15 protein-coding genes are annotated in these 13,793 nt (G+C 72.7%); 4 read left to right on the top strand and 11 right to left on the bottom strand.

The features are described from left to right. Positions 1–24: 24 nt before the first annotated feature. Entirely contained in the window at positions 25–759 is a 735-nt protein-coding gene (locus C8N24_RS12485) for an SDR family NAD(P)-dependent oxidoreductase (RefSeq protein ID WP_121250356.1), read from the bottom strand. Between the two features lie 73 nt (positions 760–832). Here C8N24_RS12485 and C8N24_RS12480 point away from each other — a divergent pair, with 73 nt between their 5' ends. Beyond that, entirely contained in the window at positions 833–1,390 is a 558-nt protein-coding gene (locus tag C8N24_RS12480) for a TetR/AcrR family transcriptional regulator (RefSeq protein WP_121250354.1), read from the top strand. Here C8N24_RS12480 and C8N24_RS12475 read toward each other — a convergent pair. Together C8N24_RS12475 and tdh are read right to left on the bottom strand one after the other, a co-directional pair. Then, positions 1,387–2,559 (bottom strand): glycine C-acetyltransferase, encoded by a 1,173-nt coding sequence (locus C8N24_RS12475; RefSeq protein WP_121250352.1) that lies wholly within the window; start codon positions 2,557–2,559, stop codon positions 1,387–1,389. The two genes, C8N24_RS12480 and C8N24_RS12475, sit on opposite strands and share 4 nt — an antisense overlap. Positions 2,560–2,562: 3 nt before the next feature. Then, complete coding sequence (gene tdh / locus C8N24_RS12470; protein ID WP_121250350.1) at positions 2,563–3,591, bottom strand: L-threonine 3-dehydrogenase; 1,029 nt, start codon at positions 3,589–3,591, stop codon at positions 2,563–2,565. 35 nt (positions 3,592–3,626) lie between these two features. On the opposite strand from tdh, the gene C8N24_RS12465 reads away from it, so the two are divergent. Then, positions 3,627–5,054: an amidase gene (locus C8N24_RS12465; protein ID WP_121250349.1), complete on the top strand. Its 1,428-nt coding sequence runs from the start codon at positions 3,627–3,629 to the stop codon at positions 5,052–5,054. Here the strand turns inward: C8N24_RS12465 and C8N24_RS12460 are convergent. Then, a complete protein-coding gene (locus tag C8N24_RS12460) occupies positions 4,948–5,889 on the bottom strand; it encodes an SDR family oxidoreductase (RefSeq protein WP_170179042.1) in 942 nt (313 codons plus the stop codon). The genes C8N24_RS12465 and C8N24_RS12460 overlap by 107 nt on opposite strands. 32 nt (positions 5,890–5,921) lie before the next feature. Between C8N24_RS12460 and C8N24_RS12455 the strand changes: the two genes are divergently transcribed. Next, positions 5,922–6,185, top strand: coding sequence for a 4Fe-4S dicluster domain-containing protein (locus C8N24_RS12455; RefSeq protein ID WP_121250345.1), 264 nt, complete (start codon positions 5,922–5,924; stop codon positions 6,183–6,185). Next, positions 6,172–7,425, top strand: a complete 1,254-nt coding sequence (tyrS, locus tag C8N24_RS12450) for a tyrosine--tRNA ligase (RefSeq protein ID WP_121250344.1) — start codon at positions 6,172–6,174, stop codon at positions 7,423–7,425. Before C8N24_RS12455 ends, tyrS begins: the two co-directional genes overlap by 14 nt. 39 nt (positions 7,426–7,464) lie before the next feature. On the opposite strand, the gene C8N24_RS12445 is transcribed toward tyrS, so the two are convergent. The 7 genes from C8N24_RS12445 to C8N24_RS12415 form a co-directional block, all read right to left on the bottom strand. Further along, entirely contained in the window at positions 7,465–8,646 is a 1,182-nt protein-coding gene (locus C8N24_RS12445) for an Mrp/NBP35 family ATP-binding protein (protein WP_121250342.1), read from the bottom strand. A 14-nt stretch (positions 8,647–8,660) separates the two neighbouring features. Further along, positions 8,661–9,221, bottom strand: coding sequence for a response regulator (locus C8N24_RS12440; RefSeq protein WP_121250340.1), 561 nt, complete (start codon positions 9,219–9,221; stop codon positions 8,661–8,663). A gap of 59 nt (positions 9,222–9,280) precedes the next feature. Continuing rightward, a complete protein-coding gene (locus C8N24_RS12435; RefSeq protein ID WP_121250339.1) occupies positions 9,281–9,934 on the bottom strand; it encodes a response regulator in 654 nt (217 codons plus the stop codon). Then, positions 9,931–10,884, bottom strand: a complete 954-nt coding sequence (locus C8N24_RS12430; protein WP_121250337.1) for a HAMP domain-containing sensor histidine kinase — start codon at positions 10,882–10,884, stop codon at positions 9,931–9,933. The genes C8N24_RS12435 and C8N24_RS12430 overlap by 4 nt, the downstream gene beginning before the upstream one ends. Positions 10,885–11,109: 225 nt before the next feature. Further along, positions 11,110–12,048, bottom strand: a complete 939-nt coding sequence (locus C8N24_RS12425) for an SDR family oxidoreductase (RefSeq protein WP_121250335.1) — start codon at positions 12,046–12,048, stop codon at positions 11,110–11,112. A gap of 69 nt (positions 12,049–12,117) precedes the next feature. After that, a complete protein-coding gene (locus tag C8N24_RS12420; protein ID WP_121250334.1) occupies positions 12,118–12,954 on the bottom strand; it encodes a helix-turn-helix transcriptional regulator in 837 nt (278 codons plus the stop codon). A gap of 210 nt (positions 12,955–13,164) precedes the next feature. Beyond that, positions 13,165–13,788 carry a hypothetical protein gene (locus tag C8N24_RS12415; RefSeq protein WP_121250333.1) on the bottom strand — a complete coding sequence of 208 codons (624 nt, stop codon included), beginning with the start codon at positions 13,786–13,788 and terminating at the stop codon, positions 13,165–13,167. Positions 13,789–13,793 lie beyond the last annotated feature (5 nt).

Here is a 13,793-nt window from a genome sequence, read left to right as displayed (position 1 = left end):
CCTGGGCCTACCCCATTCCGAGGCTCAGACCGCGGCGCGCCCGCCGTCGGCGGCGAAGGTCGCGCCGGTGACGTAGCTGGCCCGCGGTGAGGCGACGAACGCGACGACGCGCGCGATCTCCTCGACCCGCGCCGGCCGCTTGAGCGGGACGGTCGCGCTGACCTGACCGGCGCCGTCCGCGCCCATCGCCGCGAGCGTGCCCTCGGTCGGCGTGGGCCCGGGCGAGACGGCGTTCACCCGCACGTCCTGATCGGCGAACTCCGCCGCCCAGGAACGGGTGGCGGCCGCCATCGCCGCCTTGGACGCGCCGTACGCCGCCGCGCCGACCATCCCGATCTCGGCGGCCATCGTCGTGACGTTGATGATGCTGCCGCCCCCGCGGGCCGCCATCTTGGGCGCGAGTGCCGCCGTGAGGAAGAACGGCCCGCGCACGTTGACGTCGAACATCGTCTCGAAGGACGCCACGTCCTGGTCGGCGGTCGGCGCGAAGCCGAACACGCCGGCGTTGTTGACGAGCACGTCCGCGTCCGCGGCCGCGTCGGCCAACTGCGCGACCGAGCCGAGGTCGCCGAGATCGGCGGCCACGAACCGCGCGCGCCCGCCCTCCGCCTCGATCGCCGCGACGGTCGCCTCGCCGCGGTCGGCGTCGCGCCCGGACACGATCACGCTCGCGCCGTCACGGGCGAGCTCGAGCGCGATCGCGCGGCCGATGCCCGAGGTCGCGCCGGTGACGAGCGCGGTCTTGCCGTTGAGGTCCATGCCAACTCCTAGATAGAACGGTCGGTCTGGACGCTAGCACGTCGGATAGACCGGTCGGTCTAGACTGTGATCTATGGACCGCCCCGCACCCCGCGACCGCCTGCTCGAAGCGGCCGACGAGCTCTTCTACGAGGAGGGCATCTGCTCCGTGGGCGTGGACCGCATCCTCAAGCGCGCCGACGTGGCGCGCGCGTCGCTCTACACCACCTACGGGTCCAAGGACGAGCTCGTCCGCGCCTACCTGCAGCGGCGCAGCGACGCATGGCAGGCCTATGTCGCGGAGGTGCTCCCCGAGCGCTGGAGCGCACCCGCTGAGCGGATCGTCGGGATCTTCGCCCTCCTGACGGAGTGGTTCATGGCTCCGGGCTACAACGGCTGCCCGTTCATCAACGCCAGCGCCGAGACCAGCTCGCAGGCGGCCGTCGAGGAGGTCCGCGACCGCCACCGCGCCTGGGTGCGGTCGCTGTTCGAGGGCCTCGGACGCGAAGCGGGCGTGCGTGACCCGGGCGCGCTGTCGGAGCAGCTGGTGCTGCTCTACGACGGGTCGATGGTCGGCGCGCAGCTCGACCGCAGCCCGGCGCCGGGCGCGGCCGCCCAGGCGGCGGCCGCGGCCCTGCTGAGCGCCGGTTAGAGCGAGTCGCGCACGTCGACGAACGCCGCGATCGCGCGGTCGATGTCGTCGGACGAGTGCGCCGCGGACATCTGGGTGCGGATGCGGGCCTGCTCGCGCGGGACGACCGGGAACGAGAAGGCGATCACGTACACGCCGCGCTCGAGCATCGCGTCGGCGGTGCGGCCGGCCAGCACCGCGTCGCCGAACATCACGGGTGCGATCGGGTGGTCGCCCGGCAGGACGTCGAAGCCGAGCTCGGTCATGCGGGAGCGGAAGCGCTCGGTGTTGGCGCGCAGCTTCGCGCGCAGCTCGCCGCCGCTCTCGAGCAGCTCGAACGCCTTCAGCGAAGCGGCGACGATCGGCGGGGCGAGCGTGTTGGAGAACAGGTAGGGCCGCGAGCGCTGGCGCAGCAGCGCGACGATCTCGGCCTTGCCGCTCGTGTAGCCGCCCGACGCGCCGCCGAGGGCCTTGCCGAGCGTGCCGGTGATGATGTCCACGCGGTCCATCACGCCCTTGAGCTCCGGCGTGCCGCGCCCGCCCTCGCCGACGAAGCCGACGGCGTGCGAGTCGTCGACCATGACCATGGCGTCGTAGCGCTCGGCCAGGTCGCAGATCTCGTCGAGCTTGGCCACGTAGCCGTCCATGGAGAAGACGCCGTCCGTGGCGATCAGCCGCCGACGGGCGCCCTGGGAGGCCTTCAGGTGCGCCTCGAGCTCGTCCATGTCGGAGTTCGCGTAGCGGTAGCGCTGGGCCTTGCAGAGGCGGATGCCGTCGATGATCGACGCGTGGTTGAGCGCGTCGGAGATGACCGCGTCCTCGGGGCCGAGGATCGTCTCGAAGAGGCCGCCGTTGGCGTCGAAGCAGGAGCCGTAGAGGATCGTGTCCTCAGTGCCGAGGAAGCCGGAGATCTTCGCCTCGAGCTCCTTGTGGATCTCCTGCGTGCCGCAGATGAACCGCACGGAGGCCATGCCGAAGCCCCAGCGGTCCAGCGCCGCCTGCGCCGCCTCGACCAGCGCCGGATGGTCGGCCAGCCCGAGGTAGTTGTTCGCGCAGAGGTTGAGGACGCTGTCGCCCTCGACCGCGACGTTGGCCTGCTGCGGGGTCTGGATGATCCGCTCGGCCTTGAACAGGCCCGCCGCGCGGATCTCGTCGAGCTCACCCGCGAGCTGCTCACGTACCGAGTACATCGCCTAGTCCCTCCAGTGCAGGATGACCTTGCCCGCCTCGCCGCTCGCCGCCGTGGCGAACGCCTCCTCGTGGTCGGACGCCGCGAAGTGGTGGGTGATCACGGGCGAGATGTCGAGCCCGCTCTGGACCATCACCGTCATCGCGTACCACGTCTCGTACATCTCGCGGCCGTAGATGCCCTTGATCGTGAGCATGTTGAACACGACCTGGTTCCAGTCGATCGCGAACTCCTCCGGCGGGATGCCGAGCAGCGCCAGCTTCCCGCCGTGCGACATGTTGGCGATCATCTCGCGCAGCGCGCTGGCGTTGCCCGACATCTCGAGGCCGACGTCGAAGCCCTCCTCCATGCCGAGCTCGCGCTGGACGTCCTCGAGCTTCTCGCTGCGCACGTCGACGGCGCGCGTGACGCCCATCTTCCGCGCCAGGTCCAGCCGGTGCGGGTTGACGTCGGTGATCACGACGTGGCGCGCGCCCGCGTGGCGGACGACCGCGGCGGCCATCGCGCCGATCGGCCCGGCACCGGTGATCAGCACGTCCTCGCCGAGCACCGGGAACGCCAGCGCCGTGTGCACCGCGTTGCCGAACGGGTCGAAGATCGAGGCGACGTCGCGATCGATGCTGCGACCGTGATGCCAGACGTTCGTCATCGGCAGCGCGATGTACTCGGCGAACGCGCCCGTCCGCGACACGCCGATGCCCTCGGTGTGCGCGCACAGGTGGCGCCGGCCCGCCATGCAGTTGCGGCAGCGCCCGCAGACGAGGTGGCCCTCCCCGGACACGAGGTCACCGGGCTGGAAGCCGGTGACGTTGTCCCCGACGGCGACGACGTCGCCCACGAACTCGTGGCCGATCACCAGCCCGACCGGGATCGTCTTCTGGGCCCAGGCGTCCCAGTTGGAGATGTGCAGGTCCGTGCCGCAGATCCCGGCACGGTCGACGCGGATGAGCACGTCGTTGATCCCGATCTCGGGCTCGGGTACGTCCTGGAGCCAGAGACCGGGCTCGGCGTGGGCTTTCACAAGTGCGCGCATAGAGCGGCGACGACACTAGTAGGTAGGGTCCAGGCGTGGGCGATCTGGGCTTCGCTTCGGCCGTGGAGATCTCTGCGCTCGTGCGCAGCGGACAGGCGACCGCGCGGGAGGTCACCGAGGACGCGCTGCGCCGGATCGAGGCCGCCAACCCCACGCTGAACGCCTTCACGGCCGTCGAGGCCGAGCGGGCGCTCGCCGCGGCGGACCGGGTGCGGCCGGGCGACGCGCAGCCGTTCGCCGGCGTGCCGATCGCGGTCAAGGGCAACGTGCCGGTGGAGGGGTATCCGCTCAGCAACGGCTCCCGGCTGCTCGCCGGCTTCCGGCCCGACCACTCCGCCTACCTGGTGCAGCGGCTGCGGGAGGCGGGCTTCGTGATCGTCGGTATCACGAACCTGCCGGAGTTCGGGATCCTGCCCACCACCGAGCCGCGCTTCGGCGGCCCGACCCGCAACCCGTGGGACCTCGACCGCACGCCCGGCGGGTCCAGCGGCGGGTCGGCGGCGGCGGTCGCGGCCGGGCTCGTCCCGATCGGCCACGGCAACGACGGGGGCGGCTCGCTGCGGATCCCCGCGGCCTGCTGCGGGCTCGTGGGGCTGAAGCCGAGCCGCGGCCGGGTGTCGGTGGGCCCGGACATGGGCGAGTCGTTCCTGGCCGCCAACGGCGTGCTCACGCGCACGGTCGCCGACACCGCGCACGCGCTGGACGTGATCAGCGGCTACGAGGTCGGCGACGCCAACTGGGCGCCGAAGCCGCCCGAGCCGTACGCGACCGCCCTGCGGCGCGACCCGGGCAAGCTGCGGATCGCGGTGACCGCCGCGAACCCGCTCGGCGTGACGCCGCCGCCCGACGCGCTGGCCGGCGTGCGGATCGCCGCGGAGATCCTGCAGGGCGTCGGGCACGAGGTCGAGGAGGTCACGCCGCCGTTCCCGCCCGCCGAGGTGCTGGAGGCGTTCATCAACGTCTTCGGCCCGGCGATCGCGCTGGGCATCCAGGCGGCGGTGCGGCTCGCCGGCCACGAGCCGGGCGAGGACGAGATCGAGCCGCTCTCACGCGCGCTGCTGGACCGCGCGCGCACCACACCCGCCGTCGCCTATCTGACCACGCAGGCGCAGCTGCAGGCCCTGGCGCGGCGGCTGGTCGCCTTCTTCGCCGACTACGACGCTCTGCTCACCCCGGCGCTCGGCGAGCGGCCGCTGGCGATCGGCGAGTGCCACGGCTGCGGCGAGGACCCGCTGGCCGACCTCGCGCGCTCCGGCCGGTTCACGCCCTACACGTCGTTGTTCAACGTCACCGGCCAGCCGGCGATCGCCGTGCCGGTCGGCATGGGCGCCGACGGCCTGCCGACCGCCGTGCAGCTCATCGGCCGGCCGCTGGCCGAGGATCGGCTGCTGCAGCTGGCACGGCAGCTTGAGTACGCGAATCCCTGGGCGCACCTAAGACCTCCGACATCCGCCGGGGGCTGATGCCGAGGGCACGGGCGTCCTCGGTGCCGCGCGCGGAGAGCATCTCCACCGCCAGCAGCTGCGCCTCGTCCCAGGTGATCAGCGACGTCGGGCCGGCGAGCGTCTCCTCGGCGCGCAGCGCGGCCCGCAGACCCACCAGCGGCAGCGGGAGCGGCCGCCGGCGGCGGCCGGCCGCCGCCAGCACGAGCCGCACGACCTCGCGCTGCGACAGGACGTCGGGGCCGGCGAGCTCGAAGCGGCGATGGCCCTCGGGTGCGTCCAGCGCGGCGAGCACCGCGTCGGCCATGTCCTCGACCCAGATCGGCTGGGTGCGCGCGATCCCGCGGCCGACCAGCGGCACCGCGGGCAGGTAGCCCAGCCGCTCGATCCACAGCAGGTGGCGATCGCCGGGCGCGTAGATGAGCGAGTGCGCGAGCGTCGTGGTCGGGATGCCCGCCTCCTCCACCACCGCCGCGGCGAGCGCCTTCGCGCGCTGCATCCGCATCGGGTGGTGCGGGGTGGCCCCGAGCGGCGTGATCCAGACGAAGTGCTTCGCGCCCACGCGCTCGGCCGCCTGCAGCAGCCGGAACGTGGCGAGGCCGTTGAGCTCCTCGACGGACGCGCGCGCCTGGTCGCGCGCGCCGCCCGCGAGATGCACGACCGTGTCGACACCGCGCAGCGCATTGCGCCACGAGGACGGATCGGCCAGATCTCCGATCGCCAATTGGACCCTTACGCGCTCCGGCCCCAGACGGCGCGGATCCCGCACCAGACAACGGACGGGGACGCCTCGCGCGACCAGCCGGCGCACGACCGGATGACCCAGCAGTCCTGTGGCACCTGTCAGAAGAAGCAACTCGATCCTCAGCCTATGCGACCATTGACGCCATGGCCTACGTGATCGCCGAGCCCTGCATTGGAACCAAGGACAACTCCTGCGTCGAGGTCTGCCCCGTCGACTGCATCCACCCGACGCCCGACGAGCCGGACTACGACAAGGTCGAGATGCTGTTCATCGACCCGGACGAGTGCATCGACTGCGACGCCTGCGTCGAAGCGTGCCCGGTAGACGCGTGCTTCGCTGAAGACCAGCTGCCGGAGGAGTGGGCCTCCTTCGCTGAGCGCAACGCCGCCTACTTTGCCGGTCGCTGAGTCGGTCACCGTCCTCGACGAGCTTCACGCCCGCGGCCTCCTCGAAGCATGCACCGACGAGGAGGCGCTCCGCGCGCGTCTCGCTGAAGGGCCGCTCCGGCTCTACTGCGGGTTCGATCCGACGGCGTCCAGCCTGCATGTAGGCCACCTGCAAGGGCTGGCGGTGCTGCGCCTGTTCGCGCGCTTCGGCCACCGGCCGATCGCGCTCGTGGGCGGGTTCACCGGCATGGTCGGGGACCCGTCGGGCAAGAGCGCCGAGCGCAACCTGCTCGGCGAGGAGGAGCTGGACCGCAACCGCGCGGCCCTCTACGAGCAGATGTCGCGTCTGCTCGACGGCGCCGACCCGATCATGACCGACAACCGCGAGTGGTGGCTGGGGATCTCCGCCCTGGAGCTGCTGCGGGAGATCGGCAAGCTCGTGTCGGTCCCGGACATGCTCAACCGCACGTCGGTCCGCACGCGGCTGGCGTCGGAGGCGGGGCTCTCCTACACCGAGTTCAGCTACCAGATCCTCCAGGCCTACGACTTCGTGCACCTGCGCCGCGCGCAGGACTGCGAGCTGCAGGTCGGTGGCTCCGACCAGTACGGCAACATCACGGCCGGCACGGACATGATCCGCAAGCGCGGGCTCAACCGCGCCTTCGGGCTCGTGTGGCCGCTGATGACCAAGGCCGACGGCACCAAGTTCGGCAAGACCGAGGGCGGCAGCGTCTGGCTCGATCCCGAGCGCACGTCGCCGTACGCGTTCCACCAGTTCTGGCTCAACAGCGCCGACGACGACGTCCGCTCGCTGCTGCTGAAGTTCACCGAGCTGCCCGTGGACGAGGTCGACGCGCTGATGGCGCAGCACGAGCAGAACCGGGGCGCGCGGATCCCGCAGGCCCGGCTCGCCGACGAGCTGACCACCTGGGTGCATGGCCCGGAGGCCACCGAGGCGGCCAACCGCGCTCGCGCCGCGCTGTTCAGCGGCAACCTCGAGGAGCGCGACCTCGACGTCCTGGACGGCGAGATCCCGACCTTCCGCTTCACGCGCGCCGAGCTGGCCGAGAAGAACACGGCCGGGCTGCTGCAGGCCGCCGGGCTCGTCTCGAGCTACTCCGAGGGCCGGCGCACGGTCGAGTCGGGCGGCGCCTACGTCAACGGCGAGCGCGCCGAAGCCGAGCTGGACGTCGCCGACGCGACGTTCCTGCTCCTGCGCCGCGGCCGGCGCAACCACGCGCTCGTCCGCATCGAAGGCTGACGAGGCGGCGGCACACGCCGCCGCCTCGCGAAGCTCGTCCTAGCCGGCCATCGGCAGGGACATGCCGACCGGCTGCGGCGGGCCGGCCTGCACGACCTGGAGCGCGGGGGCGGGCTCGTTCGGCAGCGTCGGCAGCGCGATCGGCTTGGCCGGCGCGAGGGCGATCAGACCCTGGGCGGCGTGGCGGATGGCCTGCGCCGCGGCGTCGTCGGGGTCGACGGCCACGAGCGGGATGCCGGCGTCCGCGTGGGCGCGCAGCGGCATCGTCAGCGGCACCTGGCCGATCAGCGGCACGTCGAGCTCGTCGGCCAGGTTCTGGCCGCCGCCCTCGCCGAAGATCGGGTAGAACGCGCCGTCCGGCGCGGTGAACCCGGACATGTTCTCGATCACGGAGCTGATCGTCAGGTCGACCTTGTCGGCCATCTGGGCGGCGCGGCGCGCGACCTTCTGGGCGGCGTCCTGCGGCGTCGTGACGATCATGAACGTGGCCTGCGGCAGCAGCTGCGACAGCGTCATCGACACGTCGCCGGTGCCCGGCGGCAGGTCGATCAGCAGGTAGTCCAGCTCGCCCCAGGCGACGTCGTCGAGGAACTGCGTGAGCGCCTTGTGCAGCATCGGGCCGCGCCACACGACCGCCTCGTCCTCCTTGAGGAAGAAGCCGATCGAGATGACCTTCAGCCCGTGCGCCTCCAGCGGGAGGATCTTGCGCTCGGGAGAGACCTTCGGGCGCTGGCCGCCGAGGCCGAGCATGCGCGGGATGCTGTAGCCCCACACGTCCGCGTCCAGGACGCCGACCTTCTTGCCCTCGGCCTGCAGCGCGGCGGCGAGGTTGACGGTCAGCGTGGACTTGCCGACCCCACCCTTGCCCGAGCCGATGCAGACGACGTTCGCGACCTGCGCGAGCGCGCCCTCGGGAAGCCCCGCGGCGCGGCCCAGCGTGCGCTGGAGGCCCTGCTTCTCGGCGTCGGACAGCACGTCGAAGCCGACGTTGACGGCGGTGACGCCTTCAACGGCCTTGACGGCGGTGGCCACTCCGGTCTGGAAGTGGCCCTTGATCGGGCAGCCGGGGGTCGTCAGCGAGACCGTGACGTTCACGGCACCGGAGTCGGCGATGTCGACCGACCGGACCATCCCGAGCGTGACGATGTCCTTGTGGAGCTCGGGATCGATGACGACCTTAAGCGCCTCGAGGATCTGGTCTCTCGTGGGCATGCCCACCATTTTGGCAGCCTCGGCTACGCGGCTGCGAGGGGACGCCGGCTGGAGAGCCGCGCGAGCATCTGCTGACGCTGCGTAAGCGCCTTCTCCGGCGTAAGTCCGAGCGTCGCCGCCATCTCCGCCTCCGACACCCCGTGGGCGAGCATGCCGAGGATCGCGAGCTCGGGCGGGTCGAGCCGCTCGCCGAGCGCCCGCAGCGCGCGCGGGTCCAGCGCCGGGCGCAGCTCACCGCGGAGCACCGCGGTGAGCGCGCGCGGCGACGCGGACTTCGCGAGCACGGCGTAAGCGCCGGCGATCGCCGCCCGTACCCCCAGTGCAGCATCGGCGAAGGCGCTGTAGATGACGACGCGTGGCGGCTCGGGGAGCGCGCGCGTGCGCAGGCACAGCGAGAGGCCGTCGTCGTCGGGCAGGTGCAGGTCCACGAGCGCGACGGCCGGACGCAGGTCCGCGATCGCCTCGAAGCCCTCGCGCGCCGTGGCGGCGGTCGCGACCACCCGCAGGCCGTCCTCGGAGTCGAGCAGCCCGCGCAGCCCGGTGCGGACGGCGGGATGGTCGTCGACGATCACGAGATCCAGCATCCGCCGATGATCGCGGCGGCCGGAAGCGCTGCCTATCCGGGATGCCCCTGATCTGGGGGCTAGGGCTCCACCAATCCGCGCCGGATGGCGTAGCGCACGAGCTCGACGCGGTCGCGCATGCCGAGCTTGGCGAGGATGTTCGTGCGGTGGCGTTCCACCGTCTTCTCGCTCAGCACCAGCTCGGCGGCGATCTCGCGGGTCGTTCGGGCCTCGGCGATCAGCTTCACGATCTCGACCTCGCGCGGGGTGAGCGGGTCGTCGGGCGGCGTCTCCCCGCGGCGCGCGCGGTCGATGAAGTCGCGCATCAGCGCGCGGACCGCGCCGGGGTAGAGGAACGGCTCGCCGCGCATCGTGGCGCGGCAGGCCTCGACGAGGTCACGGTCGGCGACGCTCTTGAGCACGTAGCCGGAGGCGCCCGCGCGCAGCGCCTCGAACAGGTACTGCTCGTTGTCGTGCATGCTCAGGATCAGCACACGCAGGCCCTCGCGGCGGTTCGTCAGCTCCCGGGCGGCCTGCAGGCCGGTCATCCGCGGCATGGAGATGTCCAGCACGGCGAGGTCGACGTCGTCCTGAAGGCCGCGCTCGACCGCCTCCGCGCCGTCGCCGACCTCCGCGACCACGCGCAGGTCGGGTTCCCCCTCGAGCACGAGGCGGAGGCCGCGACGGACCACGGCGTGGTCGTCGGCGAGCATGATCCGGGTCTGCAACGTCATGGTGTGGGGAGCTCCAGGGTGACGCGTGCGCCGCCGAGCGGACTCCGCGTGAGCTTCAAAGTGCCGCCGACGAGGACCGCGCGCTCGCGCATCCCGAGCACGCCGCTGCCCTCGTGGGCGTTCGCCGGCAGCCCGCTGCCGTCGTCGTCGACCTCCAGCCGCGCACGCTCCAACCGAACCTCGGCGCGCTTCGCGCCGGCGTGGCGCGCGACGTTGGTCAGGGCCTCCTGGGCGACCCGGTAGATCACGAGCTCCTCGTCGGCGCCGAACTCCAGGCCCGGCTGCACGTGCACCTCGACGCGCAGCTCGGAGTGCTCGGCCACGCGCTCGCCAAGGACCAGCAGCGCACTGGCGAGGCCGAGGTCGTCGAGCGCCTCCGGCCGGAGCCGGCGCGCGATCCGGCGGATCTCCTCCAGGCTCTCGCGCGCGGTCTCCTGCGCCTCCACCACGCGTGGGCGGGCGGCGTCGTCCACGTCGCGGACCACGCGCCCGAGCTGCAGGACCACGCCTGTGAGGCTCTGGCCGACGCCGTCGTGGAGCTCCTGGGCCACGCGCAGGCGCTCGCCCTCCTGCGCCGCGAGCGCGCGCCCGACGCTCGCGCGGCGCTCGTCCTCGAGCCGGTCGAGCATGTCGTTGAAGGCGTCCGCGAGCTCGGTCGCCTCCGAGTCCCCGCCGGCGACCTGGAGACGCAGGCCCGGCTCGAGCGGGTTGATCCGGCGCGCGAAGCCGGTCAGCTCGCGCAGCGGCCCGAGGGCGCGGCGCAGGAGCAGCAGGTTGATCGCCAGCATCGAGACGAGGCTGCCGCCGAAGATCGCCAGCTCGCGCAACGCGATGTCGGTCCCGCTCGGGGCGAACACGAGCGCGGTGATGGCGCACGCGGCGGCGAGCACGACGGCGTTGCCGATGGCCACGCGCCAGAAGAGGGCGGGACCGCGCGAACGAGGGGACACGGCTCCCAGTCTGACGGCAACGGGAGGGACGGAGTCGGGCGCCACCGGCACGCTAACCGAAGCGTGCTCGAGGGGGTCTGGCCGCGGGCACGCCGCCAGTGAAACGGCTAGCGATGCCGGTGGGCCCTACGTCCATGTCGCACTGGGAATACTCACACGTCCGTCTCATTCGTGCCATGGGGGGAACCCTGCATATGGGGTCGGGGGTGACCCGCTAAACGGGACCTAAGGCGTCCACTTGACCCCCGTCAGCTCCCCGGAGACCGCCCAGACCCGTTCGGCCTCGGCGACGTCGGTGAGCGGCGGGTACGGCTTCTGCTCGGCGGGCGCCCCGCTGGCGTGCTGGAAGCCGCCGGGACCGTAGAAGCGGCCGCCCTCGGCGCGCGGATCGGTCGCGGCGTACAGCGCGGGCAGGGCGCCTTCGGCGGCGGTCTGGGCGAACGGCAGGCGGCTCGTGGCGAGCCAGCGGATGACGCGGACGGCCCGCGTGTCCTCGGCGCGGCCCATGGCGGGCTGCGAGGCGAGCAGGTTGGTGGCCGAGATGCCCGGGTGCGAGACGTTGCTCGCCAGCCCCCACCCGCGCTCGCGGCTCAGCCGGTCCAGGTGCAGGCCGAAGAGCGAGACCGCGAGCTTGGAGCTCGCGTACGCCTTCTGGGCGTCGTAGCCCTGCTGCCACTGCAGGTCGTCCCAGTGCACCGCGGCGCGGCGGACGGCGACGCTGGACTGCGTGGTGACGCGGGCCCCGCGCAGCAACGGGAGCAGGCGGCCGACGAGCGCGAAGTGCCCGAGGTGGTTCGTCGCGAGCTGGAGCTCGAAGCCGTCCTCGGTGACGCGCCGCTCGGGCGGCGTCATCACGCCCGCGTTGTTGATCAGCAGGTCGAGCGGCCGGCCTTCGGCCAGCAGCTCGGTCGCCAGGCGCCGGACAGAGGCCTGCGAGGCGAGGTCGAGCTCGCGCACGTCGAGGGTGGCGCCGGGCGCGGCCGCGCGGATGCGGTCGGCCGCGGCGATGCCCTTGGCCCGGTTGCGGACGGGCATCAGCACGTCGGCGCCGGCGCGGGCGAGGCGCTCGGCGACGATCAGGCCGACGCCGTCGCTGGCGCCGGTGACGAGCGCGCGTGTGCCGCTCAGGTCGGGGACGGTGATGTCGACGGGGGTGCGAGGCATGCGACGAGCGTCGCGGACCGCGCGCCCCGGTTGAAGAGAGCGCCGATCCACGGATCGACGCTCCCTGGATCAGGCGAACTGCTGCGTGCCGATCACCGACAGCAGCTGGAGCTTCTCGTAGTCCTCGGTCCCCGGCGTGGCGGTGTAGACGAGCAGCAGCTGCCCCTCGTCGGCGGCGATCAGCTCCTGGCAATGCAGCTCCAGAGGGCCGACGCGCGGGTGCACGAAGCGCTTGCGCTCGGTGAACTCGACGGCGACCTCGTGCTCGGCCCACAGGGCCACGAACTCGGCGCTGCGGGCCCGTACCTGCTCGACGAGGTCGGCGGCCTTGACGTCGGACGGGTCGCGGGCGAGGACGCCGCGCGCGTAGGCGACGTACACGCGCGAGTGGTGCAGGTGCTCCTCGGGCGGGTACAGCGCGCGTTCGGACGGGTCCGTGAACCACCGATACAGCAGGCTCCGCGCCGGGCCGGTGAAGCGCGTCTGGTCGCCGACGAGCGCGACCGCGAGCGGGTTCTGCACCAACGTCTCGCCCAGGTCCGACACCACCTGGGCGGGCGCGTCGATCCGGTCGAGCACGCGCATCAGCGCCGGGTTCACGTGATCGGTGCGCCGCGCCCGTGGCCCCGGCGTGTGGCCGGCGAGCCGGAACAGGTGGTCGCGCTCGTCCTGGCTGAGCCGCAGGGCCCGCGCGAGCGCCGCCAGCATCGGCTCTGACGGCTGCGGCCCGCGCTGCTGCTCCAGCCGCGCGTAGTAGTCCGTCGACATGTGCGCGAGCATCGCCACCTCCTCGCGTCGCAGCCCCTTCGTCCGCCGGCGTGGCCCGGTCCCGAACCCCACGTCGTCGGGTTGCAGCCGCTCGCGCCGCAGGCGCAGGAAGTCGGCGAGTTGCGCGCGGTCCGTCATCGCCCGCAAGTATCGACGCGCGCGGACCACGCATCCAGGGATCGTCGGTCCTCCTTAAACACCACCGCCGCCCCACAAGGGGACGGCGGCTGAGGGAGGAGAGGGTGCTACACCCACTGGTGGACCCAGTGAGTCCCGCCGACGGGATATGAGGTCGGCAGGCTTACCCGCGGGCCGCACCCTCTCCGGTGCGGGCGGGGGAAACCGGTGCTACACGAGCGCCGTGACGCGCTCCCTGGCGATCGTGCCCACGCGCGTGGCGGTGGCGAGGCCGACCTGGGCGACGCCCTCGACGCGCGAGGAGACGCCTGCGAGCTGCTCGGTGACGACGTTGCTGCGGCGCTCGGCGTCACGCTCGACGGCGTTGCGGTTGCGGCGGACCGTGCGCTCGAGGCGCGTGCGGGCCTTCTTGACGTCGCGCTCGAGGCCGTTGCGGGCCTTGGCGCCGCGGCGCTCGTAGCGGCCCTGGAGCTTGTTCAGCTCACGGCCGGCCGCCTTGCGCGTGCCGAAGGTGTCGACGATCGTGGTGGCGGCGCCGACGACGCGGTCGCGCGCCTCCAGCGTGGCGCCGATGTAGGTGAGCGCGGCGCGCTCGGCGAGCGACTTGCCCTGCTCGGCCGTGATGCGCGCGGCGCGGGCCTGCGCGGAGGCGGCCTCACGCGTCTCGTTGGCGGCCTGCGTGCGGACGCGACGACCCGTCGTGCGCGACGGCGTGGTGGCCGTGGCGCGGCGCGCGGCGGGCTTGCGCTTGGCGGCAGCGGGCTTGCGCTTGGCAGCCGCCGGCTTCTTCGCCGTCGACGTCGTGGTGGAAGTGGAGGTGGTGTTCTCGGCCATTAGGA

Source organism: Solirubrobacter pauli (assembly GCF_003633755.1).
Classification (GTDB): domain Bacteria; phylum Actinomycetota; class Thermoleophilia; order Solirubrobacterales; family Solirubrobacteraceae; genus Solirubrobacter; species Solirubrobacter pauli.
Note: the sequence above shows the minus strand (reverse complement) of the source record. Positions and strands in the feature narration are given on the sequence as shown.

Coding starts and splice junctions, on each gene's coding strand:
- C8N24_RS12425 (WP_121250335.1), bottom strand. CDS start 12,048: ATGCCTCGCACCCCCGTCGACATCACCGTCCCCGACCTGAGCGGCACA.
- C8N24_RS12445 (WP_121250342.1), bottom strand. CDS start 8,646: ATGGTGGGCATGCCCACGAGAGACCAGATCCTCGAGGCGCTTAAGGTC.
- C8N24_RS12475 (WP_121250352.1), bottom strand. CDS start 2,559: ATGTACTCGGTACGTGAGCAGCTCGCGGGTGAGCTCGACGAGATCCGC.
- tdh (WP_121250350.1), bottom strand. CDS start 3,591: ATGCGCGCACTTGTGAAAGCCCACGCCGAGCCCGGTCTCTGGCTCCAG.
- C8N24_RS12480 (WP_121250354.1), top strand. CDS start 833: ATGGACCGCCCCGCACCCCGCGACCGCCTGCTCGAAGCGGCCGACGAG.
- C8N24_RS12485 (WP_121250356.1), bottom strand. CDS start 759: ATGGACCTCAACGGCAAGACCGCGCTCGTCACCGGCGCGACCTCGGGC.
- C8N24_RS12435 (WP_121250339.1), bottom strand. CDS start 9,934: ATGACGTTGCAGACCCGGATCATGCTCGCCGACGACCACGCCGTGGTC.
- C8N24_RS12455 (WP_121250345.1), top strand. CDS start 5,922: ATGGCCTACGTGATCGCCGAGCCCTGCATTGGAACCAAGGACAACTCC.
- C8N24_RS12415 (WP_121250333.1), bottom strand. CDS start 13,788: ATGGCCGAGAACACCACCTCCACTTCCACCACGACGTCGACGGCGAAG.
- C8N24_RS12440 (WP_121250340.1), bottom strand. CDS start 9,221: ATGCTGGATCTCGTGATCGTCGACGACCATCCCGCCGTCCGCACCGGG.
- C8N24_RS12420 (WP_121250334.1), bottom strand. CDS start 12,954: ATGACGGACCGCGCGCAACTCGCCGACTTCCTGCGCCTGCGGCGCGAG.